This window comes from Thermomonospora curvata DSM 43183 (assembly GCF_000024385.1).
Lineage (GTDB): Bacteria > Actinomycetota > Actinomycetes > Streptosporangiales > Streptosporangiaceae > Thermomonospora > Thermomonospora curvata.
The window spans coordinates 1,120,783-1,144,024 of record NC_013510.1; the positions used below are offsets into that span (position 1 = coordinate 1,120,783).

Here is a 23,242-nt window from a genome sequence, read left to right on the forward strand (position 1 = left end):
GCGCCCGCCGCGCCCGATACGATCATGGCCGTGACAGCTGTGACCGTCCGGGTGCCGGCCAAGGTGAACCTGCAGCTGGCCGTGGGGCCGCTGCGCGCGGACGGCTACCACGACCTGGTCAACGTCTTCCACGCCGTCTCCCTGTTCGATGAGGTGACGGCCGAGCCCGCCGACGAGCTGACCGTGACGGTGCGCGGGGAGTCGGTGGAAGGCGTGCCGGTGGGCGAGGACAACCTCGCCGCCCGCGCCGCCCGGCTGCTGGCCGAGCGGATCGGCGCGAGGCCGGACGTGGCGTTGACCATCCACAAGACGATCCCGGTCGCCGGCGGCATGGCCGGCGGCAGCGCCGACGCCGCCGCCGCTTTGGTCGCCTGCGCCCGGCTGTGGGACGCATCCGGCGTCCGCCTTGCGGACCTGGCCGCGGACCTGGGCAGCGACGTGCCGTTCGCCCTGCTCGGCGGCACCGCGATCGGCACCGGGCGGGGCGAGGTGCTCACCCCCGTCCCGGTGGGCGGCCGCTTCCACTGGGTGTTCGCCCTCGCCGACGGCGGCCTGTCCACCCCCGCCGTCTACGCCGAGTGCGACCGGCTGCGCGAGGCGGCCGGGCAGCGGGTCGGCCCGCCGCGCCGCTCCCAGGCCCTGCTCGATGCGCTGGAGCGCGGGGACGCCGAAGCCCTCGGCGCCGCCCTCGCCAACGACCTGCAACCGGCGGCGCTGTCGCTGCGCCCGTCGTTGCGCCGCACCCTGCAGGCGGGCCGGGAGGGCGGCGCGCTCGGCGCCCTGGTCTCCGGCTCCGGCCCGACCTGCGCCTTTTTGGCCCGTTCGGCCGGGCACGCCGCCGAGCTGGCCGCCGCCTTGTCCGAGGCCGGCCTGGTGCGCGCGGCCGTCAGCGCCCATGGCCCGGTGCCCGGCGCCACCGTCGTGGCCGGCGGGTGAGGCCCGGGCGAGCCGCCCCGCGGATTTTCCGCCCGTGAACTTCCGGGCGTCGTGCACCATCGAAAGGTGCGTATCCGGCGAGCAGCGCCGGAACCGGCTTCCGGGAGGATGCGGATGTGGACTTTCGTCGTGGCGGGCGCCGTCATTTTCCTCATGCTGCTGCCGATGGCGCTGGCCGGGATTTTGGCGTTCTTTCTGATCCGCAAGATCCGGAAGACCGTGCCTCCGGTCTCCCCGTACTCGCCGGCCGGCTACGGCCACAGGGGACGGTGGGGCGGAGCCCGGCCGTGGGGGCCCGTTGACGTCGGCGGCGGCTTCTCCTCCTCCTTTTCCAGCGGTGATAGCGCTTTCCAGGACTTCTCGTGCGACAGCGGCTCCTCCGACGGCGGATCGTCCTCCTGCGACTGAGCCCGCTTGCGGCCGTCTGCGCCGGAACCGATGACTTTCCGGCCCCGTCCAAAGCGCAACCGGACCAGTTGGAGGAACCATGCCGGGCATCGCCGTCGTGTCGATCCTCACTTTCGCCGCGCTGATGTCGCTCGCCACGGTCGTCCTGCTGGGCGTGCGGCGCAGGCGGCGGGCGCGCCGCTTGCAGGCCGAGCCCTGCTCCGAAAGCACCGCGTCCCGCACCACCGAACGGCGGGATGAGCCGTACGGATCGGGCGCATCGGACATCCGCCCCGTCGTCCCGGTGATCTGCGACCCCGGCCCCACCACGGTGGTCTCCGACACCGGCTCCAGCGTGACGGTCTGCGATGCGGGCGGCGCCGTGGGGTGCTGACGGCCGGGGAGATGGCGCCGCGCCTTCTGCGAGCACGCCGTTCCCGCAGGCCGCATCCGGGACGTCGCAGGTCGGAGACGACGCCGTGGCCTGTGACGACGTGCTTTCGGGCAGCGCCGGGGCTCCCGTCCGGGCCCGCTGAGGCCACGTGGGGAAACAAGGCCCACTAGCCTGGGTGGTGCCGTGAACTTGATCAGTCTTGAGACCGTCAGCAAGTCCTACGGGCCCAGGCCGCTGCTGCAGGAGGTGTCCCTCGGCGTCCACGACGACGACCGGATCGGCGTGGTCGGCCGCAACGGCGGCGGCAAGAGCACCCTGATCTCCCTGCTGACCAAGCGCATCGAGCCCGACGCCGGGCGGGTGACGCACGCCCGCGGGCTGCGGCTGGGATACCTGGCCCAGCGGGACGAGTTCGCCCGCGATGCCACCGTCGCCTCCGTGGTCCTGGGGGACCGGCCCGAGCACGAGTGGGCCGGCGACACTCGCATCCGCGACATCCTGTCCGGGCTGCTGGCCGACGTGCCGCTGCAGGCACCGCTGGCCGGCATGTCCGGCGGCGAGCGGCGGCGGGTCGCGCTGGCCGCCCTGCTGGTGCCCGATACCGACCTGCTGGTGCTGGACGAGCCCACCAACCACCTGGACATCGAGGCCATCGACTGGCTGGCCCGCCACCTGAAGGCCCGGCGCGGCGCGCTGGTGGTCGTCACCCACGACCGCTGGTTCCTGGACGAGGTCACCGAGCGCACCTGGGAGGTCGTGGACGGCCGGGTCGAGCGCTACGAGGGCGGCTACTCCGCCTACGTGCTGGCCAAGGCCGAACGCGCCCGGCTGGCCGCGGCCGCCGAGGCCAAGCGGCAGAACCTGCTGCGCAAGGAGCTGGCCTGGCTGCGCCGCGGCCCGCAGGCCCGCACCTCCAAGCCCAAGTTCCGGGTGGAGGCCGCCCAGGCGCTGATCGCCGATGAGCCGCCCCCGCGCGACAGCGTGGAGCTGACCCGTTTCGCCACCGCTCGGCTCGGCAAGACCGTCCTGGACCTGGAGGACGTCTCGCTGGAGCTGGCCGGCCGCACCCTGTTCCACCGCCTGACCTGGCGGCTGGGCCCCGGCGACCGGGTCGGCCTGGTGGGGGTGAACGGCAGCGGCAAGAGCACCCTGCTGCGCCTGCTGGACGGCGCGCTGGCCCCCACGGCGGGCCGGATCGTCCGCGGCCGCACCGTCAACCTCGCCCACCTGACGCAGAACCTGGAGGAGCTCGACCCGTCCCGGCGCGTCCTGGAGTCGGTGGAGGAGATCCGCCGCCGCATCACCGTGGGCAAGCGCGAGTGGACCGCAAGCCAGCTGCTGGAGCGGCTGGGTTTTCGCGGCGAGGCCCAGTGGACCCCCATCGGCGACCTGTCCGGCGGCGAGCGCCGCCGCCTGCAGCTGCTGCGGCTGCTGATGGGCGAGCCGAACGTGCTGCTGCTGGACGAGCCCACCAACGACCTGGACATCGAGACGCTGACCGAGCTGGAGGACCTGCTGGACGGCTGGCCGGGCACGCTGGTGGTGGTCAGCCACGACCGCTACTTCCTGGAACGCGTCACCGACCATGTCGTGGCCCTGCTCGGCGACGGCCGGGTGAGCCTGCTGCCCGGCGGGGTGGACGAATACCTCGCCCGCCGCCGCGCGGCCCAAAGCGAGCGGGCCCGCGCCTCTTCCTCCTCCTCGGCGCCGCCGGCCAAGGCGAAGGCCAAGCCCGCCGCGCAGAGCTGGAAGATCAAAAAAGAGCTCGACCGCATCGAACGCCGCCTGGACAAGCTCGCCCGCCGGGAGGCGGAGCTGCACGAGCAACTGGCCGCCCACGCCACCGACTACGAAAAGCTCACCGAGCTCAACGAGCTGCTCAAGGCCGTTCAGGCCGAGACCGCCGAGCTTGAGGAGCAGTGGCTGCTGCTGGCCGAGGAGACCGGCTGACCTGCTCGGCGAGCGCCCGGTCTGCGGCAGGACTCCGGCCGCGGGGGCCCGGGCGTGTTCGCCCAGCGGTGCCGGGCAGGCGGCGGCGGTTTCGTCGCGGGCGCATGCGTTCGGGGTTCGGCCGGGGGAGAACGGTGTTTTCGGGGCCTTGACGGCCGGGGAGATCGTCGGCGGGCGCCGCATGGGCATGTCCCGCAAGCCGCGAACTCGCCCCACCGCGCCCGCCGCGACCGGCGGGGGCGCGCCGCGTGACCGTCGCTCGCGAGTGCCGCAGGGGCTCACCCCCGGCCATGGCCGTGGGAGGCGCACCGCCCCGGGCGGTCATGGGTTCGGCGGTGCGTCGAAGGGGGCCAGCAAGGTGCGCAGCAGGTTCGCCAGCGTCTCGCGGTCCGATGGGCTGAGGCCGCTCAGGAGGTCGTGTTCGCGGGCCAGCAGGTCGGCGAAGGCCGCGTCCACCCGGGTGCGTCCCCGGTCGGTCAGCCGCACCTGGACGCCGCGCTTGTCGGCCGGGTCGGGGTGGCGGCGCACCAGACCGGCCGCCTCCAGCCGGTCGATCCGGTTGGTCATCGTGCCGGACGTCACCAAGGTGGCCCGCAGCAGCTGTCCCGGGCTCAGCTGGTAGGGGTGGCCGGCGCGGCGCAGCGCGGTCAGCACGTCGAACTCCCAGGGCTCCATGTCGTGCGCCGCGAACACCGCCCGCCGGGCGCGATCCAGGTGCCGGGCGAGCCGGGAGATGCGGCTGAGGACATGCAGCGGCTGGACGTCCAGGTCCGGCCGTTCGGCGCGCCAGGCCGCGACCAGCCGGTCGACCTCATCCTCCATGGCAGGGAGCCTACATGTCTCGACATCAAGAAGATTGCCCTGATGCCGTGTCACGGTCTCCCGGCGGACGGTGCCCGGGGCGGCCGATCCGCCGGGATGCCGCGCCTGCGTCGCTTCCCGGAAGCGTCGCCGACCACCTTGAGGAGGGCGCGCGCCGTTCGCCGGCGGGAGTGGGCGGGGCGCCGTTCGCTCGGCACTGCCGGTCCGTTTCCGCGGCCCGGTCGGCGGATCTGCGCCGGATTGTCCTGTGATCAACGTTTCCGCGTGCCGGAAAGCCCGTTCGGTAACCCTGACGTGCGGTTTTTGATTTCTCGGCGCAAAGATACTTGACATCAAGATATTTGCGGGCCATGCTCTGTCTTGATGTCGAGAGAAGTCGTCGCGCCGCAGCACGGGCCCGTCCTGTGGGACCCCGCGCAGTACGGCCTTTTCGGAGCCGAGCGCGCGCGCCCGTTCGGCGAGCTGATCGCCCGCATCCCCCTGGCGGCGCCGCGCCGCGTGGCCGACCTGGGCTGCGGGACGGGCGAGCTCACCTTGCTGCTGGCGCGCCGGTGGCCCGAGGCGACGATCGACGCCATCGACATCTCCCCACAGATGATCACCGCCGCCCTCTCCGGTGCGGACGTCCGCACCGACGGGCAAGCCGGCACCGCACTCGGCGGCCGGGTGCGCTTCGCCGTGGCGGACGTGCGCGACTGGCGCCCCGCCCGGCCGGTGGATTTGATCGTCTCCAACGCGGTGCTGCACTGGGTGCCCGGCCACGAGGAGCTGCTGGCCCGCTGGGTGGACTGCCTGACGGCCGGGGGATGCCTGGCCTTCCAGGTGCCGGGCAACCATGACGCGCCCAGCCACACTCTGCTGCGAGAGCTGTGCCGGTCCGCGCGCTGGCGGGACCGGCTCGCCGACGCGCTGCCCGACCGTCCGGTGCGCGACGCGGCCGGCTACCTGGACCTGCTCAGCGGACTCGGCTGCGCCGTGGACGCCTGGGAGACCACCTACCTGCAGGTGCTCGGCGGCCCGGACCCGGTGCTGGAATGGGTCAAGGGCACCACACTGCGTCCCGTGCTCTCCCTGCTCGACGAGGAGGAGAGCGGCGAATTCCTCGCCGAGTACGCAAAGCTGCTGCGCCGGGCGTATCCGCCGCGGCCGAACGGCACGGTCTTCCCGTTCCGGCGCATCTTCGTGGTGGCCCGCCGCCTTGGGAACGAGGCGGGCACCGCCTCGAGCCGGGCGGGCCCCTCGCCCTGAGGTTTCCCGAGCGGGGTGCCGCCCATCCGCGCGGACGAGGTGTTTCGTTTCCCCTGCGGTGTGCCCGTTGCGCGATGGGCGGCACCCGTGATGATCCCGGACTCGCGACCCGAGCCCGGCGACCCCTGGCCGGCGGCCGCCTGGACGAACTTCGGACGGCCGCCGGCATGACACCCTCTCACGGCGGCGCCTTCTGCCACTGCGACAGCAGCTCGTGCAACCGGTCGAGCAGCCGGCGCAACTGCCGGATGTGCTCATGCCGCCGCGCGGCGCCCGCGAACGCACAGGCCGGTGCGCGCTGGGCGTCCAGCAGCACCCACAGGGCCTCATCGACGGCGCTCAAGAACGCCGTGGCGCAGTCGTCGGCCGGGGTATCGCGCTCATCGTGCGGGCTCCGGCGAGCAGCGGCGCGGAAACCGCCCGATTCCTCCCAGCGGTGACCGGTGAACGAGTCCATGACGACCTCCCAGATTCGAATGTGTGTTCGAATCTAAGGGTGAGGTGTGACATTTCCTCGCTGGGCCAAGGCGCTGCGTTCGACCCGGCCGCAGGGAGCACTCGGGCGGACCCCGGCCCTCTCCCGGAACCGAAACCGATGCAGCCCACCCGTCTTCGGACATGGCCGCACCCCGCCCTCGTTCTCCGTCCCGGAAATGAAAAAGGCCGCCACACCCACAAGGTCGGAGTGCGGCGACCGCAGCGGGCTCCACACCTTTCCGGCGCAGCCGGGAACGGGAACCTCGGCCTCACCTCGTTCCCCTCACCGTCGTCGCCGCCCGCACCATGGCGTCCGGCCTGCGGAGACGGTGAGGTGGAAGGGCTTCAACGCTCCTCGGCGACGTCCTGGGGATCCTCCTCCGGCGGCCGGGCCGGCTCGGCGGCCTGCTCCTCAAGGTCGCCCCGGCGCGCCTTGCGCTGCGCCTTCTCCGCGCGGGCCGCCGCCTTCTCCTGCCTGGCGGCCTCCTTCTCCCGCAGCCGCTTCAGCCGCTCCCGTTCCTTACGGCGCCGCTTGGGATCCAACGTGGGACGCTGCTCCAGGCCCGACAACCCGTTCCAGGCCAGGTTCACCACATGCGCGGCGACCTCCTCGCGCTTGGGCTTGCGCGCGTCCAGCCACCACTGCCCGGTGAGCGCCACCATGCCGACGAGCATCTGCGCATACATCGGAGCGTGCTTGTCGTCATAGCCGTGCCGGTCGAACTCCCGCGCCAGCAGGTGCTCCACGTGGCTGGCGATCTCGCTCAACAGGCTGGCGAAACTCCCGGTGCCCGTCCCGCCGTGGGAGTCGCGCACCAGGATGCGGAAACCGTCGCTGCTCTCCTCGATGTACTGCAACAGCGCCAGCGCGGCCTTCTCCAGCTTCTGCCGGTAGTGGCTGCCCGCCATCAGCGCCTCGGTGATCAGACCGAGCAGTCTTTCGAACTCCCGGTCCACCACCACCGCATACAGACCCTCTTTGCCGCCGAAGTGCTCGTAAACCACGGGTTTGGAGACCCCCGCCGCAGCGGCGATCTCCTCCACCGAAGTCCCCTCGAGCCCTCGCTCGGCGAAGAGGGTCCGGCCTATTCCAAGAAGCTGCTCGCGTCGTTCCTTGCCAGTCATCCTCTTACGGCGAGAGCGCGGGGCGGGTTCAGTCACAGGTCAATTGTCCCGTGAACTGGGCCTCAACCAACCCGTTTGGCGGCCAGCCGCTCCTGATTGGGCCAGCGCACCGCCGTCGCCCAGCCGAGCTTCTCAAAAGCCCAGATGATCCGGGCGGAGATGTCCACCTGCCCCTTGAGAACGCCGTGGCGCGCACAAGTGGGGTCGGCGTGGTGCAGGTTGTGCCAGGACTCGCCCAGCGACGGGATGGCCAGCCACCACACGTTGCGGGACTTGTCGCGCGCCTCGAAGTGCTCCTTGCCGAAGGTGTGGCAGATGGAGTTGACCGACCAGGTCACGTGGTGCACCAGCGTGATCCGCACCAGCCCGGCCCAAAACAGCGCGGTCAGCGCGCCCTGCCAGGACCAGGTCAGCAGCCCGCCCAGCAGCGCCGGCAGCAGGAACGAGGCGGCCACCAGGGCCGGGAACCACCGCTGCACCCGCACGATGTCCCGGTCGGCCAGCAGGTCGGGCGCGAAGCGGCGCTTGGAGGTGCGGGCCCCGTCGAACAGCCAGCCGTAGTGCGCCCAGAACATGCCCTTGGTCAGGGCCTTCCAGTCGTTGCCGAACCGCCACGGCGAGTGCGGGTCGCCCTCCTTGTCGGAGTACTTGTGGTGCCGGCGGTGGTCGGCCACCCAGTTGATGACCGGCCCCTCGATGGCCATGCTGCCGGCCACGGCCAGCGCGATCCGCAGCGGCCGCTTGGCCTTGAACGAGCTGTGGGTGAAGTGCCGGTGGTAGCCCACCGTGATGCCGGCCGCCGTCACCAGGTAGAAGACCGCCATCAGCGCGATGTCCACCCAGCCCAGGAAGTTCCCCCAGGCCATCGGGACGGCCGCGAACAGGGCCAGGAAGGGCACACCGGTGAACAGCCCGATGAGGACCCGTTCTCCGGTGCCCGCGCGGTCTGGTTCGATGTCGGGAAGAGGCCGGCGGCCGGTAGGTGGGTCGAGTACGGGGGCTGTAGCCATGCGAAACGCTCCAGGTCGGGAACCTTACCTACGCCACCGTAACCTACGGAACCGTAGGTTGGACAGTGCTCTTCGGCAAAAACAGGGTGGCCTGTCTCCGAGGTCACATAGCGCCGGCCCGGCCGCACCCGCCGGGGGGGACGGCCGAGGCCGCCCGCCTGCGCGACCGGCACACGCCACCGGCCCAGGTCTCCCTGACCGGGCCGCCGCTCGGCGATGCCTCCGGAGAACAGTCCTTCTCCCTCCGCGACGGAACGTCCTGCCTGGCACCCGGCCCGCCGCCCGCCTGCGGGGCGAGCAGACCGCATGAAAGAGGTCTGCTCGGTAAGCGAGCCGCTAAACCGGGACGGGCCGCATTGATCGGGTGATCTCGGTCAAGGTTCGCCAGGGGGTGCGTCAGCCCTCGGAGATCGTCGCGCCGCATCCCCTCCCGGCTCGGCCTCGCATCGTGACAACGCCATGCGCGCAGGGCTCTCCACGCTGCGGCGGCCTCCCCGCCGAGCCGCCCCGATGTGAACGCGTTAAGTGTGAAATCGGTCACAAAGTGTCAGATGTGTGCGCTACGGTGCGCATATGTCAAATGACCCTCGGTATGAAACCCTCCGCCGCAGGGCCGTCGCCCTCCGCCGCTCCGGCAAGTCCACCCGCCAGATCAGGGAAACCCTCGGCATCGGCAAAAGGCTGACCGCCGAGCTCGTCCGGGGCGAACCCCCGCCCGAGTGGACCAAACGCCCCAACGCCAAGGACAACCTGCGCGCCCGTGCCCGCCGACTGCGCGCACAAGGCAAGTCCTACAGCGAGATAGCCGCCGCCCTCGGAGTCTCCAAAAGCTCTTGTTCGCTGTGGCTGCGCGACATGCCCCGCCCGATCGACAAGGCAGAGCAGATCCGCCGCTCGGTCGAGGCCCGCCGCCGGTCCGGCCGGACCGGCGGCAAGACCCACGCCCGTCGCCTGGCGACCAAGCTGGCGGCCGCCCGTCAGATCGGCGAGCTCACCGACCGCGACCTCACTCTCGCCGGCGCGATCGCCTACTGGTGCGAAGGGGCCAAGAGCAGACCCGGCGCCCCGGGCGGCCGAGTGATCTTCACCAACTCCGATCCTGCTTTGGTCGTCCTGTTCTTGCGCTTCCTCGATGCGCTGGGGGTGGATCGGAGCCGTCTGAGGTTCCGGCTCCAGATACACGACACCGCCGACCTTGAGGAGGCGCACCGGTTTTGGGAGGAGACGGTCGGTGTTTCGGCGCGGCAGTTCGGCGAACCGACCATCAAACGATCGAATCCGGTGACGAACCGTAGAAACCTCGGGAAGGACTACCGCGGCTGCTTGCAGGTCGGCGTGCTGCGGGGCGCGGAGCTGTACCGGCGCATCGAGGGATTGGCGAAAGCAGTGCTACAGCAATCGGAGAACGATGGTTCCGGGGCGCTCTTCGCCGCACCGATGACGCGGCTTCGGGAGCGGGCGGTGGCGATGCGGCGCGCCGGGCACTCCCGGACCGACATTCAAAACCTCCTGGGCATACCCGATGAGGAACTTGTGGACGGACTGCTGGCCGTCCAGGCGCCCGCCCCGCGATGGGCCGCCGGGGCGGGCCGGCCGGAATCGCTGAAAGACCAGGCCAGGGAACTGCGAGCTCAAGGGTGGGGATACCGGCGCATCGCCGCACACCTGCGCCATCCGCGCGCCGAAGTCAGGGAATGGCTGCTGGGGGAGCGCATGAGGACGCGGGGGGACGGCGATCCTCGAACGGCCGGCCTGCGGGAGTACTGGAGGCAGCGGCGTGCGTACGCGCATGTCGCCCACCGGCTCATCGCCGAGCGGGCCGCGCGGGAGGTCCACCCGCTGAGCGAGCGGGAGCTGCTCCTGCTCGGCGCGGTCATGTACTGGTGCGAAGGGGGCAAGGACAAGACCTACCGCAGGCGGGAGCGGGTGTGCTTCATCAACAGCGATGCCGCCTTGGTGAAATTCTTCGTCGCTTTCCTCGAGTCCTGCGGAGTCGAGCGGTCACGCATGGCCATGCGCGTTCACATTCATCGGACGGGGGACGTCGAGGCCGCTCATGAGTTCTGGGCGAAGCCCCTGGGCGTCGAACGGGACTTCTTCCGCAGCCCGGTGATCAAGCGACATGAACCGAAAACTTCATACCGGGACCGGGAGTATCGAGGGTGTCTCCAGGTGGACGTCCTGCGCAGCAGGGAGCTCTATTGGAAGATAGAGGGGTGGTTCCTGGGAGCGGTCCTCGGTGGAGAACCGGCGGCAAATAAATGAACTCCCCGAGGCCATTTCGGCCTCGGGGAGAGTGAAGAAGCTCCGGGAGGAGGATTCGAACCCCCACTTAACTGCACCAAAAACAGTCGTCCTGCCAATTAGACGATCCCGGATCGGTGAAGTCGAATTCTCTGTTATTCAATTGTTCGGCATCCGGCCCCTCGTCCCTCTCGGCAGAGACCGGGACCCTGTCCCATCATACCGACTGTGCCCTCTCTCTCCACCGTTTATACCGGGAGCGGCGGCCGCCGGGCGTGCCGGGACGAGCGGGCCTGCCGGAGGCGGGCAGGCGACAGTGCCGGGCGGGGCGGTATCCTGCAACTGTCGGGTGGCAGATGCCCCCTGCCCAGCGTGGGTGCAGGCCAGGGCGTCTTGGACAGCTCCATCGGCTGCCGAGCCCGACCCCTTCATCTACAGTCCGCGATGCCGAGGAGCCTCCTGTGAGTGCGCGCCGCCCGGCTGCCGTGATCGTCCTCGCCGCGGGTGAGGGCACCCGGATGAAGTCCCGCAAGTCCAAGGTGCTGCACGAGCTGTGCGGACGCAGCATGCTGGGGCATGTGCTGGCCGCCGCCGAGCAGCTGCGGCCCCAGCGCCTGATCGTGGTGGTCGGGCACCGCCGCGAGCAGGTGATCGAGCACCTGGCCGAGCACGCCCCGCACGCCGAGACGGTCGTGCAGGAGCGCCAGGGCGGCACCGGCCATGCGGTCCGCATCGCCTTGGAGCAGGTGGGCGCACTGGCCGGCACGGTGGTCGTCACCAACGGCGATCATCCGCTGCTGCGCGGCCGGACGCTGCAGGAGCTGGTGGACGCCCACGAGCGGGAGGGCAACGCGGCCACCGTCCTCACCACCGAGATGCCCGACCCCACCGGCTATGGGCGGATCCTGCGCGGCCCGGACGGCGCGGTCACCGCGATCGTCGAGCACAAGGACGCCGACGAGGCCCAGCGCGCGGTCCGCGAGGTCAACGTGGGCATGTACGCCTTCGACGGGACGCTGCTGGAGGCGGCGCTCAAGCAGGTGACCACCGACAACGCCGGTGGTGAGGAGTATCTGACGGACGTGCCGGCGATCCTGCGCGAGCAGGGGCACCGGGTGGGGGCGTTCACCGCGCCCGACTGGGTGGAGACCCAGGGCGTCAACGACCGGGTGCAGCTGGCGCAGGCCCGGCGGCTGCTGAACGCGCGGATCCTGGAGGAGCACATGCGGGCCGGGGTGACGGTGGTCGATCCGGCCAGCACCTGGATCGACGTGCAGGTCACCATCGAGCCGGACGTGGTGATCCATCCCAACACCCAGCTTCACGGCCGCACCCATCTGGCGGAGGACGCACAGGTCGGCCCGAACGTCACATTGACCGACACCTCGGTGGGCGCCGGAGCCGTGGTCACCAACGCGGTGGCCGTCGGCGCCGAGATAGGCCCGCAGGCCTCGGTGGGCCCGTTCGCCTATCTGCGTCCGGGCACCAGGCTGGCCCGCAAGGCCAAGGCGGGCACTTATGTGGAGATGAAGAACGCCGTCGTGGGGGAAGGGTCGAAGGTGCCCCACCTCACCTATGTCGGTGACGCCGAGATCGGGCAGGGCTCGAACATCGGCGCCGGATGTGTGTTCGTCAACTACGACGGGGTGAACAAGCACCGCAGCGTGGTGGGCGATCACGTCAAGATCGGCAGCGACAACATGCTGGTCGCGCCGGTGCGCATAGGCGATGGGGCCTATACGGCGGCCGGTTCGGTGATCGTCAGTGACGTCCCGCCGGGGGCGATGGCGGTCGCGCGCAGCCGGCAGCGCAACATCGAGGGGTGGGTCGAGCGCAAGCGACCCGGGACCCCCGCCGCGGAGGCGGCGCGCCGGGCCATGGAACGGGCCGATGAGGCCGGGTCCGGCGAGTGATTTTTCCATCGAGGGGGAGTTGTCTTCAGGTGAGTGGGATCAGGGCGAGCGGTGAGAAGAAGCTGATGCTCTTCTCCGGCCGGGCGCACCCGGAGCTGGCCAAGGAGGTCGCCGCCAATCTCCATGTCGAGCTGACGCCGACCGCGGCCTATGACTTCGCCAATGGCGAGACCTTCGTGCGCTTTTTGGAGTCGGTGCGCGGGTCGGACGCTTTTGTGATCCAGTCGCACACCGCGCCGATCAACCAGTGGATCATGGAGCAGCTGATCATGGTCGATGCGCTCAAGCGCGCCTCGGCTGCTCGGATCACGGTGGTGGCGCCGTTCTTCGGGTACGCGCGGCAGGACAAAAAGCACCGGGGCCGGGAGCCGATCTCGGCGCGGCTGATGGCGGATCTGTTCCAGACCGCCGGGGCCGACCGGCTGATCACGGTGGACCTGCACACCGCGCAGATCCAGGGGTTCTTCAACCACCCGGTGGACCACCTGTTCGCGTTGGAGCTGCTGGCCGATCACGTGGAGTCCAAGCTGGACACCTCGCAGGTGACGGTGGTGGCTCCGGACGCCGGCCGGGTGCGGGTGGCCGAGCGGTGGACCGACCGGCTGGGCTGCCCGCTGGCGATCATTCACAAGCGCCGCGACCCGGAGGTGGCCAACGAGGTCAAGGTCTTCGAGGTGGTCGGCGAGGTCGAGGGCCGCACGTGTGTGATCGTGGACGACATGATCGACACCGGCGGCACGATCGTGAAGGCGGCCGATGCGCTGTTCGAGCAGGGCGCGGCGAAGGTGGTGGCGACGGCCACGCACGGGGTGCTGTCGGGCCCGGCCGTGGACCGTTTGAAGAACTCCCGGATCTCTGAGGTGATCTTGACCAACACCCTGCCGATCCCGGAGGAGAAGCGCTTTGACAAGCTGACGGTGCTGTCGATCGCGCCGCTGATCGCCCAGGCGATTCACGAGGTGTTCAGCGACGGGTCGGTGACCAGCCTGTTCAGCGGGCAGAGCTGACGGGGCGGCCGTGCCGGACGGCCTTGTGGCGTGGGGGCGTGCGGCGATCGGCTAGACTTGGTGATCCGTGTGTGCCCCGGGTCGTTGTAGTACGGCTCCGGTGTTGGACTCGCACTCCCCGGGGACCGCAGAGGATCTCACGAGGCGCTTGCCGCATTAAGCCTTCGCCTTGATACGCATTGTCCGTAACGGACGTCCCATGGGGACGGCCGTGGATCGCAACATGAGGAGTTTCCGCCGTGTCCGAGGTACGTATCGCCGCCGAGCCGCGCACCGAGTTCGGTAAGGGCGCCGCGCGGCGCACTCGCCGGGCCGGCAAGGTTCCCGCCGTCCTCTATGGCCACGGCACCCCTCCGCAGCACATCACCCTGCCGGGGCACGACCTGATGCTCGCTCTCAAGACGCCCAACGTGCTGCTGCGGCTGGAGGGCCTGCCGGGCGGTGAGGAGCTGGCCCTGCCCAAGGACGTGCAGCGGGACCCGATCAAGGGTTTCTTGGAGCACGTGGACCTGCTGCTGGTCAAGCGCGGTGAGAAGGTCACCGTGGAGGTGCCGGTGGTGGCCACCGGTGACGTGGTGGCGGGGGGACGGCTGGAGCAGCCGGTCATTCAGGTCGCCGTGGAGGCCGAGGCCACCCACATCCCCGAGACGGTGGAGGTGGACGTCTCCGGCCTGCAGGTCGGCGACTCGGTGCTGGCCAAGGACCTGAAGCTGCCGTCGGGTGTGGCGCTGGCCGCCGACGAGGAGACGCTGATCCTGCAGATCGCGGACGCGTCGGTGCTGGCCGGGGCGGTCACCGAGGAGGCCGAGGCCGAGTCCGGCGAGGAGGCGTCCGCCGAGTAACGGCACCGGCTGTCGGTGTGCATCGGCCCCCGTGCGGTCTCATCCGGCACGGGGGCCGCTTCATGGGCGGGTCTTTTTCAGGCATGTGGTTTTGGAGGCCGGGACGGGAGCCTTGGCGGTGCCCGAAGCCCGGGACGTTGCGGGTCGCGGCTTCGTGCCCGGCTGTGGCCTGCGGGGAGGACGTGGTGCAGAGGGCTCGGTGGGGCTGTGGCGCGGGAGGATCCGGGCGGGTGTGATGGAAGCGGATCTGTGGCTGGTGGTCGGGTTGGGCAACCCCGGGCCGGACTATGCCGGCAACCGGCACAACGCCGGGTTCATGGTGGTGGATGTGCTGGCCGGGCGGATGGGGGGCCGGTTCAAGGCGCACAAGGCCCGTGCCGAGGTGCTGGAGGGGCGCCTGGCGGGGCGGCGGGTGGTGCTGGCCAAGCCGCGGTCGTTCATGAACGACTCGGGCGGCCCGGTGGCCCGGTTGCGAGATTTTTTCAAAGTTCCTCTGGAACGGATTGTGATCGTCCACGATGAATTGGACATTCCTTACGGCGCCGTGCGGCTGAAGCAGGGCGGTGGCGCGGGCGGTCACAACGGATTGCGATCGATCAGCAAGTCATTGGGGGCGCCGGATTATCTGCGCGTCCGTTTCGGGGTGGGCAGGCCGCCGGGGCGGATGGACGCGGCGGCCTTCGTGCTGCGGGACTTCTCTGCGGCCGAGCGCCGGGATCTGGAGCTGCACCTGCAGGTGGCGGCCGACGCGGTGGAGATGCTGCTGACCCAGGGGTTGCAGGCGGCCCAGAACGTGTATCATGCTCGCCCCGCCCACTGAGGTGCTTTGTGACATCCTGACATGCTTTGGGAGGGGGATCTAGAAAATCTACCAAGGATGGGGGATGTCACATTGTGGCCACTGGTTCACCTTGCGCACCTTAAGGAAGGCTTAACATGCTGGATGCGGCGGTAAATCCGAACGGCGCGTGAACCAGAAGTGGCGTCTGCGCGTCTCTGAGGTAATAGGTGACGCAGGGGCCGATCCGTCGCCCACTCCTGTGAGGACGCTTCATGGCCGTCGTCGACGAGGTCAAGGTTAGAAGATCACAAGCGGCTGCGCAGGAGCGCAGCAAACGTACCGACTGGATTCCCCGTTACCTCTACTGGGCTCTCGCGCTGGACTTCATCGCCATGCTGGTGGCGGGCATGGTGGCGTTCGCGGTGCGCTTCACCCCCGTTCCGGAGGAATACCACCTTCCCTATCTGGGATTGGGGGTGGCGTTGCCGATGTTGTGGGTGGCGACGCTGTCGATCGGACGGGCCTATGAGGCCCGTTTCATCGGGGTGGGCTGGGAGGAATTCCACCGGGTCGTCAGATCCGGATTCGTGATGACCGCCATCGTGGCGACCACGGCCTATGCCACCAAGACCGAGATCGCCCGCGGTTATGTGGTCATCGCGCTGCCGCTGGGCACGCTGCTGACCTGGGTGCTGCGCTACCGGCTGCGCAAGCGGCTGCACAAGCGGCGCGGCAGGGGCGAGTGCATGCGCCGGGTGGTGGCGCTGGGACATCGGGGGGCGCTGGCCGATCTGATCAAGCTGCTGCGCAAGCAGCGCTACCACGGCATGGACATCGTCGCCGTCTGCCTGCCGCCGGCCCTCAGCCGGGGCGAGGACGCGGTCCGCGAGGTGGAGGGCGTGCCGGTGCTGGGCGACTTCGGCCGGGCCGCCGAGGTGGTCAAGATGCTGGACGCCGACTCGGTGGCGGTGCTGGCCTGTCCGGAGATGGACGGGGTGGCGCTGCGCCGGCTGGCCTGGCAGATCGAGCGCGACGATGTGGAGCTGGTGGTGGCGCCGGCCCTGATGGACGTGGTCGGCCCGCGCATCTCCATCCGGCCGGTGGCCGGGCTGCCGCTGTTGCACGTGGAGCATCCGGAACTGAGCGGGGGCTGGCGGCTGGTCAAGAACCTGTTCGACCGGGTGGGGGCGCTGGTGATCTTGCTGGTGCTGTCCCCGCTGCTGGTGGGGCTGGCCCTGGCGATCAGGATATTGGACGGCAGGCCGGTGCTGTTCCGGCAGACCCGGGTGGGCCGTGACGGCCGGCTGTTCACCATCTACAAGTTCCGCACGATGGTCACCGACGCCGAGGCCCGCAAGGCCGAGCTGGTCGAGCTCAATGAGCACGACGGGGTGCTGTTCAAGATCAAGGAGGATCCGCGGGTCACCCGGGTGGGGCGGGTGCTGCGCCGCTACTCCCTCGATGAGCTGCCCCAGTTGCTGAACGTGCTGCGCGGGGAGATGTCCCTGGTCGGCCCGCGCCCACCGCTGCCGGACGAGGTCGCCCGCTATGAGCAGGACGTGCGCCGCCGCCTGGCGGTCAAGCCCGGCATGACCGGGCTGTGGCAGGTCAGCGGCCGTTCCGATCTGTCGTGGGAGGAGTCGGTCCGGCTCGATGTACGGTATGTGGAGAACTGGTCGCTGATCCTGGATCTGCAGATCCTGTGGAAGACCTGGTCGGCCGTGTTCCGCGCCTCGGGAGCCTACTGAGCCGTGACGGCGCTTTGGGGCCGGGATCGGTGAAGCGGGGACCGGAATACTCCGATCTTGGGGAACAATGGACGGCAGCCCACCAAACCGAGTTCGGAAGTAGGCTTCATGGCGTCCATCTCCCGATCCGACGACCACGCGCTGGCGGCCGAGCTGGCCACCGCCGCGGGCGAGGTGCTGCTGGGCATCCGCGCCCGGGTGGGGCACGCCGACGGCAAAGCGCTCAAGAACGCCGGTGACCAGGGCTCGCACGAGTTCCTGATGGCCGCGCTGGCCGAGCGCTGTCCCGGCGATGCGGTGCTGTCGGAGGAGGGCAAGGACGATGCGGCTCGCCTGCGGGCCGAGCGGGTGTGGATCGTCGACCCGCTGGACGGCACCCGGGAGTTCTCCGAGGAGGGGCGCACCGACTGGGCCGTCCACGTCGCGCTGTGGGAGCGCGGCAGGCTCGTCGCCGGCGCGGTGGCGCTGCCCGCCCAGGGCCGTACCCTGCACACCACCGCGGCCGACGGCGGAGTGCGCGCAGTGGTCGGTGGCGCGGCCGGCCGGCAGCCGCTGACGGTGCCGGCCCCTCAGCCCGACCTGCTGCGGATCGCGGTGAGCCGGACCCGTCCGCCGCAGTTCGTGCAGAGCCTGGCCGAACGCTTGGAGACGAAGGTGGAACTGGTGCCGATCGGCTCGGCCGGAGCCAAGATCTCCGCCGTGCTGCTCGGCGACGTCGACGCCTACGTCCACGCCGGCGGCCAGTACGAGTGGGACAACGCCGCCCCGGTCGCGGTGGCCAAGGCCGCCGGGGCGCACGCCACCCGGATCGACGGCTCGGAGCCGACCTACAACCGCCCCGACCCGATGCTGCCGGATATCCTTGTCTGCCACCCTGCGTCGGCGCCGATGCTGCTGGCCGGCATCCGGGATGTGAAGCAGGAGCCGCAAGGCTGATCAAGCCCCACAGAAAGCCCTTTGATAATGCAGCGCAGTGACTATCTGCTGTCTCAGCTCGATGTCCTTGAGGCCGAGTCGATCCACATCATCCGCGAGGTGGCCGCCGAGTTCGAACGGCCGGTCCTGCTCTTTTCCGGGGGCAAGGACAGCATCGTGATGCTGCACCTGGCCAAGAAGGCGTTCTGGCCGGCGCCCATCCCGTTCCCGGTGATGCACGTCGACACCGGTCACAACTTCCCCGAGGTGATCGAGTTCCGCGACCGCAGGGTCGCCGAACTGGGCGTGCGGCTCATCGTGGCCTCGGTGCAGGAGTCGATCGACAAGGGCCGGGTGGTGGAGGAGACCGGCAAGTGGGCCAGCCGCAACCGGCTGCAGACCACCACGCTGCTGGACGCCATCGAAGAGCACCGCTTCGACGCGGCCTTCGGCGGCGCCCGGCGCGATGAGGAGAAGGCCCGCGCCAAGGAGCGGGTGGTCTCCTTCCGCGACGACTTCGGGCAGTGGGACCCCAAGAACCAGCGTCCGGAACTGTGGAACCTGTACAACACCCGCATCCGGCAGGGCGAGCACGTGCGGGTGTTCCCGCTGTCGAACTGGACCGAGCTGGATGTGTGGGATTACATCCGGCGCGAGCAGCTGGAGATCCCGTCCATCTACTTCGCCCACACCCGCCGGGTGTTCGAACGCGACGGGATGCTGCTGGCCGACAGCCCGTACGCCAACCGCCAAGAGGACGAGCCGGTCTTCGAGGCGATGGTGCGCTACCGCACCGTCGGCGACGCCAGCTGCACCGGGGCGATCAAGTCCACGGCCACCACGCTGGACGAGGTGATCGCCGAGATCGCGGCGACCCGCATCACCGAGCGCGGCCAGACCCGCGCCGACGACCGCACCAGCGAGGCGGCGATGGAAGACCGCAAGAAGGAGGGCTACTTCTAGCCATGGCCATGGACATCCTGCGGTTCGCCACCGCCGGCAGCGTCGACGACGGCAAGTCCACGCTGATCGGCCGGCTGCTGTACGACTCCAAGGCGATCTTCGAAGATCAGCTGGAGGCGGTGGAACGCACCAGCGCCGACCGCGGCGAGGAGTACACCAACCTGGCGCTGCTGACCGACGGCCTGCGGGCCGAGCGGGAGCAGGGCATCACCATCGATGTGGCCTACCGGTACTTCGCCACCCCGCGGCGCAAGTTCATCATCGCCGACACCCCCGGCCACATCCAGTACACCCGCAACATGGTCACCGGGGCCTCCACCGCCGACCTGGCGATCATCCTGGTGGACGCCCGCAAGGGCATCCTGGAGCAGTCCCGCCGCCACGCCTTCCTGGCCACGCTGCTGCGGGTGCCGCACCTGGTGGTGGCGGTCAACAAGATGGACCTGGTCGGCTATGAGGAGTCGGTGTTCCAGGCCATCCAGGACGAGTTCACCGCCTTCGCCGCCAAGCTGGACATCGGCGACCTGACCTTCATCCCGATCTCGGCGCTGCACGGCGACAACGTGGTGGAGCGGTCGGTCAACATGCCCTGGTACGAGGGGCCGTCGCTGCTGCACCACCTGGAGCACGTGCACATCGCCTCCGACCGCAACCTGATCGACGTGCGCTTCCCGGTGCAGTACGTGATCCGGCCGCACAAGGCCACCGACCCGGAGCTGCACGACTACCGCGGCTATGCCGGGCAGGTCGCCGGGGGCGTGCTCAAGCCGGGCGATGAGGTGGTGCACCTGCCCTCCGGCCTGACCACCACCATCACCCACATCGACGGGCCCAACGGGCCGGTTCAGGAGGCCTTCCCGCCGATGTCGGTGACGCTGCGGCTGGCCGACGACATCGACATCTCCCGCGGCGACATGATCGCCCGGCCGCACAACCAGCCACGGGTCACCCAGGACCTGGAGGCGATGGTGTGCTGGATGACCGATGTGCGCAAGCTGACCCCGCGGATGAAGCTGCTGATCAAGCACACCACCCGCACCGCCCGCGCCATGGTCAAGGACGTCCACTACCGGCTGGACATCAACACCCTGCACCGCGACGAGCAGGTCGACGGCCTGGCCCTCAACGAGATCGGCCGGGTCAGCCTGCGCGTCACCCAGCCGCTGTTCGTCGACGACTATGCCCGCAACCGGCTCACCGGCGGTTTCATCCTCATCGACGAGGCCACCAACGGCACCGTCGGCGCCGGCATGATCATCAGCTCCGGCTGAGCGTGCGGCGGGGCGGCCGCCGGTGCGCGGGCCGCCGGCAAGATTCCGGAATTGCCCGGACAGTGGCGCTGTGACCAGGGAAGAATGGTCCGGTCCCGGTCATGCGGAGATGAAGGCGGTCGCATGAGTGACACCCATCCGTCCGTGGGGGTCGTCCTGCCCACCCACAACCGGCCCGAGATGCTGCGGCGGGCGCTGGAGTCGGTGCTGGCGCAGGACTACCCGGGCAAGGTCCGCGCGGTGGTCGTCTACGACCGGGCCGAACCCGACCAGAGCCTGGCCGGCGAGCGGGTGCAGGTGATGGCCAACCGGCGCACCCCCGGCCTGGCCGGGGCGCGCAACACCGGAATCCTGGCGCTGGACACCGACCTGGTGGCCTTCTGCGACGACGATGACGTGTGGCTGCCGGGCAAGCTGACCGCCCAGGTCGCGGCGCTGCAGGCCGAGCCGCGGGCGGTGCTGTGCAGCGCGGGCATCGTCATCGATTTCAACGGCCGGCAGCTGCCCCGCCTGGCCGGGCGCGACCGGGTCCACTACGCGGAGCTGGTGCGCGACCGGCTGATGATGGTGCACTCGTCGACCTACCTGGCCCGCCGCGCCGAGCTGATCGAGATCGGCATGGTGGACGAGGAGATCCCCGGCAGCCAGGGCGAGGACTGGGACCTGGCGCTGCGCGCCGCCCGCCGCCATCCCATCGTGCACGTGGACCGCCCGTACGTGCGCGTCCTGTGGGGGCTGACCTCCTACTACGCGCACGCCTGGGAGACCAAGGTGGCCGCCCTGCAGTGGTTCCTGCGGCGCTACCCGGAGATCGAGCGGGACGGCGCCGCGGCCGGACGGGTCTACGGGCAGATCGCCTTCGGGCACGCCTGCAACGGCCGCCGCAGGGAGGCGCTGCGCTGGGCCGGCCGGGCGCTGCGCGCCAACTGGAAGGAACGCCGCGTTCCCTTCGCCCTGCTGGTGGCCTCCGGCCTGGTCTCCGGGGAGCGGGTGCTGCTGGCACTGCACACCCGCGGGCGCGGTATCTGATGACTCACCGGGCGGATATCCGATATCGGCGTCTTTTCGCAGGCATTGCCGATACCGTCTGCTCAGGGGTCCATTCGCTAGGGGGTCGTCTCGTGAAAGCACGGCTGCGCCGTATCGTCCTGCCGCTCGTCGCGTCGGTCATGCTGCTGCCGATCTGGGGCACCGGAACGGCGCGGGCCGAGGTCGACTACATCACGGTCGCGGACGCCATCATCGAGCATGGCTACTACGTCGACTCCAAGTCCAAGCTGCTGCGCTCCGACGCGGCGCTGGACGTGCTGCGTTCTACGCTGGAGCGGAGCGAGCCGGCCTATGTGGCGGTCTTCCCCGCCTCCGTGGATCCCAACGCCGCGCTGGAAGGGCTGATGAAGCAGCTCGACCAGAAGGGCACCTACGTGGTGCTGGCCGGGCGGAGACTGCGGGCCAAGTCGAACACCATCGATGAGGCGACGCTCAGGCAGCACTACGTCCAGGCGGTCAAGAGCAACCCCGGCCGTCCCGACCGCGCGCTGATCGCGCTGCTGCGGCTGCTGCCCACCGCCAAGGCGGCTCCGCTGAAGACTCCCGAGCCGACCACGCTGGCGGACGCCCAGCGCGCCATGGAGGCCGGTGCCAAGGAGGCCGCTGAGAAGAAGGACGACGGTGGCTTCCCGCTCGGCTACCTGCTGGGCGGGCTGGGCCTGCTGGCCGTCATCGCGGCCGGGTTCGTGCTGTTGCTGCGCCGTAAGGGCAAGTCCAAGCCCGCGGCGGGGGCCGGGGCGCAGAGCCCGGCGGCAGGCGGCGGGCCCGCGGACGCGCCGGGCGCCTGAGCCGCGCCGGGGAGCGGCTGTCAACCCTGCGGCGCCATCAGCAACAGCAGGTGCCGCTCTCCGGCCGCCGCGGTCATCACATCGCTGGGGGCCCGGCCGTCCACGGTGATCAGCGGGCCGGGTCTGCTGCGGTGCAGCCGCTTGCCCCAGCCCAGTTGCCCTTTGCGGCCGGCTCCCCAGCTCAGCGCCGAACCATCGGACAAGATCGCCACCCCGTGGGCCTCCCCGGCGTGCACCTGGGCCACGCCCTGCAGCAGGGGACCGTGGGTGCCGACCACGTTGACCGGAGTGTCCCGCAGCGTCAGCGTGCCGTCGCCCAGCTGCCCGGCGGTGTTGTTGCCCCAGGCCACCAGCGTGGCGTTCTTGGTGAGGGCGAAGTTGTGCTTTTCCGCCGCCGAGATCGCCACGATGCCGCTCAGCTCGCCCTTGCCGCCCACACCCGACACCGGTTTGGGGACGGTGCTGTCGGTGCGGGTGCCGTTGCCGAGCTGCCCCAGCTCGTTGCGGCCCCAGGCGACCACCCTGCCGTCCCTCAGCAGCGCCAGCCCGTGCTGCCCGCCGATGGCGATCTTGCTCACCCCGCTCAGCCACCGCCGCCCGTTCAGGCCGCGCACCCGCACCGGCAGGGATCGCTGCTTGCGGGTACCGTCCCCCACCATTCCGTAGTCGTTGGCGCCCCAGGCCAGCACCGACCCGTCCTTGCGCAGCACCAGCTCGGTACGGCCGTCGGCGGCGATCTGCACCACGTCGGTGAGCGGTTTGCGGCCGTCGGGGCGCAGCACCACGGTGGGCAGCAGCGGGGCCTCCTTGCGGCCGATGCCCCGCTGGCCCGCATCGCCCTTGCCCCAGGTCACGACCCTGCCGTCCTTCAGCAGCGCCATGGAGAAGTCCGAGTCGGCCGCCACCGCCACGGCCCCCCTCAGATGTCCCTTGCCGGAGCCGGGGGCCCGCACCAGCACCGGGTGCCGGCTGTCGCGCCGGGTGCCGTCGCCCAGCTGGCCATGGTCGTTGGCTCCCCAGGCGACCACCCGTCCATCCGACAGCACCGCCAGGGAATGCCGGCCGCCCGCGGCCACCGCCACGACGTTTCGCAGCCGGCCCTTGCCGCCCAGGCCCAGAACCGGCCCCAGCGACAGGTCCATTTCCCGGCTTTCCCGCCCCAGCTGGCCGTTTTCGTTGAGGCCGGAGCTCCACACCTCCCCGGGGCCGTGGGCCCGGTCACCCGGGGGTGGGGCCTCGTCGGGACCGTAGCCCCTTTGGACGGCGCATGCGGTGAGGGAAAACGCCAGCGCCGCCGCCAGCAACGGCCGCAGACGGCGCCGGACGCCGCTTGGGTGAACCTTTTTCAACACGCCGTTTCCGCAGGTAGGG

21 protein-coding genes and 1 tRNA gene are annotated in these 23,242 nt (G+C 70.3%); 16 read left to right on the forward strand and 6 right to left on the reverse strand.

Going from position 1 to position 23,242, the window contains the following annotated elements:
• The first annotated feature begins 24 nt into the window (after nt 1-24).
• The 4 genes from TCUR_RS04855 to TCUR_RS04870 all read left to right on the forward strand — a co-directional run bounded on the left by TCUR_RS04855 (nt 25) and on the right by TCUR_RS04870 (nt 3,667).
• Nucleotides 25-936: a 4-(cytidine 5'-diphospho)-2-C-methyl-D-erythritol kinase gene (locus tag TCUR_RS04855; protein WP_041440911.1), complete on the forward strand. Its 912-nt coding sequence runs from the start codon at nt 25-27 to the stop codon at nt 934-936.
• A 114-nt stretch (nt 937-1,050) separates the two neighbouring features.
• Complete coding sequence (locus tag TCUR_RS04860) at nt 1,051-1,344, forward strand: hypothetical protein (protein ID WP_012851358.1); 294 nt, start codon at nt 1,051-1,053, stop codon at nt 1,342-1,344.
• A gap of 79 nt (nt 1,345-1,423) precedes the next feature.
• The gene (locus tag TCUR_RS04865; protein ID WP_012851359.1) at nt 1,424-1,717 is read left to right on the forward strand and encodes a hypothetical protein; all 294 of its coding nucleotides are present in this window, start codon (nt 1,424-1,426) and stop codon (nt 1,715-1,717) included.
• A 183-nt stretch (nt 1,718-1,900) separates the two neighbouring features.
• Nucleotides 1,901-3,667 carry an ABC-F family ATP-binding cassette domain-containing protein gene (locus tag TCUR_RS04870; protein ID WP_012851360.1) on the forward strand — a complete coding sequence of 589 codons (1,767 nt, stop codon included), beginning with the start codon at nt 1,901-1,903 and terminating at the stop codon, nt 3,665-3,667.
• A gap of 321 nt (nt 3,668-3,988) precedes the next feature.
• On the opposite strand, the gene TCUR_RS04875 is transcribed toward TCUR_RS04870, so the two are convergent.
• Complete coding sequence (locus TCUR_RS04875) at nt 3,989-4,489, reverse strand: MarR family winged helix-turn-helix transcriptional regulator (protein WP_012851361.1); 501 nt, start codon at nt 4,487-4,489, stop codon at nt 3,989-3,991.
• Between the two features lie 363 nt (nt 4,490-4,852).
• On the opposite strand from TCUR_RS04875, the gene TCUR_RS04880 reads away from it, so the two are divergent.
• Nucleotides 4,853-5,737 carry a trans-aconitate 2-methyltransferase gene (locus TCUR_RS04880; RefSeq protein ID WP_012851362.1) on the forward strand — a complete coding sequence of 295 codons (885 nt, stop codon included), beginning with the start codon at nt 4,853-4,855 and terminating at the stop codon, nt 5,735-5,737.
• A gap of 178 nt (nt 5,738-5,915) precedes the next feature.
• On the opposite strand, the gene TCUR_RS04885 is transcribed toward TCUR_RS04880, so the two are convergent.
• From TCUR_RS04885 to TCUR_RS04895, 3 genes are all read right to left on the reverse strand, one after another.
• Nucleotides 5,916-6,194: a hypothetical protein gene (locus TCUR_RS04885; protein WP_012851363.1), complete on the reverse strand. Its 279-nt coding sequence runs from the start codon at nt 6,192-6,194 to the stop codon at nt 5,916-5,918.
• 365 nt (nt 6,195-6,559) lie between these two features.
• A complete protein-coding gene (locus TCUR_RS04890) occupies nt 6,560-7,258 on the reverse strand; it encodes a TetR/AcrR family transcriptional regulator (RefSeq protein WP_245536979.1) in 699 nt (232 codons plus the stop codon).
• A gap of 143 nt (nt 7,259-7,401) precedes the next feature.
• Nucleotides 7,402-8,349: an acyl-CoA desaturase gene (locus tag TCUR_RS04895; RefSeq protein WP_012851365.1), complete on the reverse strand. Its 948-nt coding sequence runs from the start codon at nt 8,347-8,349 to the stop codon at nt 7,402-7,404.
• Between the two features lie 555 nt (nt 8,350-8,904).
• Here TCUR_RS04895 and TCUR_RS27315 point away from each other — a divergent pair.
• Nucleotides 8,905-10,614 (forward strand): helix-turn-helix domain-containing protein, encoded by a 1,710-nt coding sequence (locus TCUR_RS27315; RefSeq protein WP_174315323.1) that lies wholly within the window; start codon nt 8,905-8,907, stop codon nt 10,612-10,614.
• Nucleotides 10,615-10,654: 40 nt separating this feature from the next.
• Here the strand turns inward: TCUR_RS27315 and TCUR_RS04905 are convergent.
• A tRNA-Gln gene (locus TCUR_RS04905) sits at nt 10,655-10,727 on the reverse strand.
• Between the two features lie 327 nt (nt 10,728-11,054).
• Here TCUR_RS04905 and glmU point away from each other — a divergent pair.
• The 10 genes from glmU (at nt 11,055) to TCUR_RS04955 (ending at nt 21,871) form a co-directional block, all read left to right on the forward strand.
• Complete coding sequence (gene glmU, locus TCUR_RS04910) at nt 11,055-12,506, forward strand: bifunctional UDP-N-acetylglucosamine diphosphorylase/glucosamine-1-phosphate N-acetyltransferase GlmU (protein ID WP_012851367.1); 1,452 nt, start codon at nt 11,055-11,057, stop codon at nt 12,504-12,506.
• A 29-nt stretch (nt 12,507-12,535) separates the two neighbouring features.
• Entirely contained in the window at nt 12,536-13,513 is a 978-nt protein-coding gene (locus TCUR_RS04915; RefSeq protein WP_012851368.1) for a ribose-phosphate diphosphokinase, read from the forward strand.
• A gap of 239 nt (nt 13,514-13,752) precedes the next feature.
• A complete protein-coding gene (locus tag TCUR_RS04920; protein WP_012851369.1) occupies nt 13,753-14,355 on the forward strand; it encodes a 50S ribosomal protein L25/general stress protein Ctc in 603 nt (200 codons plus the stop codon).
• A 235-nt stretch (nt 14,356-14,590) separates the two neighbouring features.
• On the forward strand, nt 14,591-15,175 hold the full coding sequence (gene pth / locus TCUR_RS04925; RefSeq protein WP_052305418.1) for an aminoacyl-tRNA hydrolase: 585 nt from the start codon (nt 14,591-14,593) through the stop codon (nt 15,173-15,175).
• A 233-nt stretch (nt 15,176-15,408) separates the two neighbouring features.
• On the forward strand, nt 15,409-16,884 hold the full coding sequence (locus TCUR_RS04930) for a sugar transferase (protein WP_012851371.1): 1,476 nt from the start codon (nt 15,409-15,411) through the stop codon (nt 16,882-16,884).
• 108 nt (nt 16,885-16,992) lie between these two features.
• On the forward strand, nt 16,993-17,820 hold the full coding sequence (locus TCUR_RS04935; protein ID WP_012851372.1) for a 3'(2'),5'-bisphosphate nucleotidase CysQ: 828 nt from the start codon (nt 16,993-16,995) through the stop codon (nt 17,818-17,820).
• Between the two features lie 27 nt (nt 17,821-17,847).
• A complete protein-coding gene (cysD, locus tag TCUR_RS04940) occupies nt 17,848-18,762 on the forward strand; it encodes a sulfate adenylyltransferase subunit CysD (RefSeq protein WP_012851373.1) in 915 nt (304 codons plus the stop codon).
• A gap of 2 nt (nt 18,763-18,764) precedes the next feature.
• Entirely contained in the window at nt 18,765-20,033 is a 1,269-nt protein-coding gene (locus TCUR_RS04945) for a sulfate adenylyltransferase subunit 1 (RefSeq protein WP_012851374.1), read from the forward strand.
• A 123-nt stretch (nt 20,034-20,156) separates the two neighbouring features.
• A complete protein-coding gene (locus TCUR_RS04950; protein WP_012851375.1) occupies nt 20,157-21,062 on the forward strand; it encodes a glycosyltransferase family 2 protein in 906 nt (301 codons plus the stop codon).
• Nucleotides 21,063-21,154: 92 nt separating this feature from the next.
• Nucleotides 21,155-21,871: a hypothetical protein gene (locus tag TCUR_RS04955; RefSeq protein ID WP_012851376.1), complete on the forward strand. Its 717-nt coding sequence runs from the start codon at nt 21,155-21,157 to the stop codon at nt 21,869-21,871.
• Nucleotides 21,872-21,891: 20 nt separating this feature from the next.
• On the opposite strand, the gene TCUR_RS04960 is transcribed toward TCUR_RS04955, so the two are convergent.
• Nucleotides 21,892-23,067: an RCC1-like domain-containing protein gene (locus TCUR_RS04960; protein ID WP_245536980.1), complete on the reverse strand. Its 1,176-nt coding sequence runs from the start codon at nt 23,065-23,067 to the stop codon at nt 21,892-21,894.
• Nucleotides 23,068-23,242 lie beyond the last annotated feature (175 nt).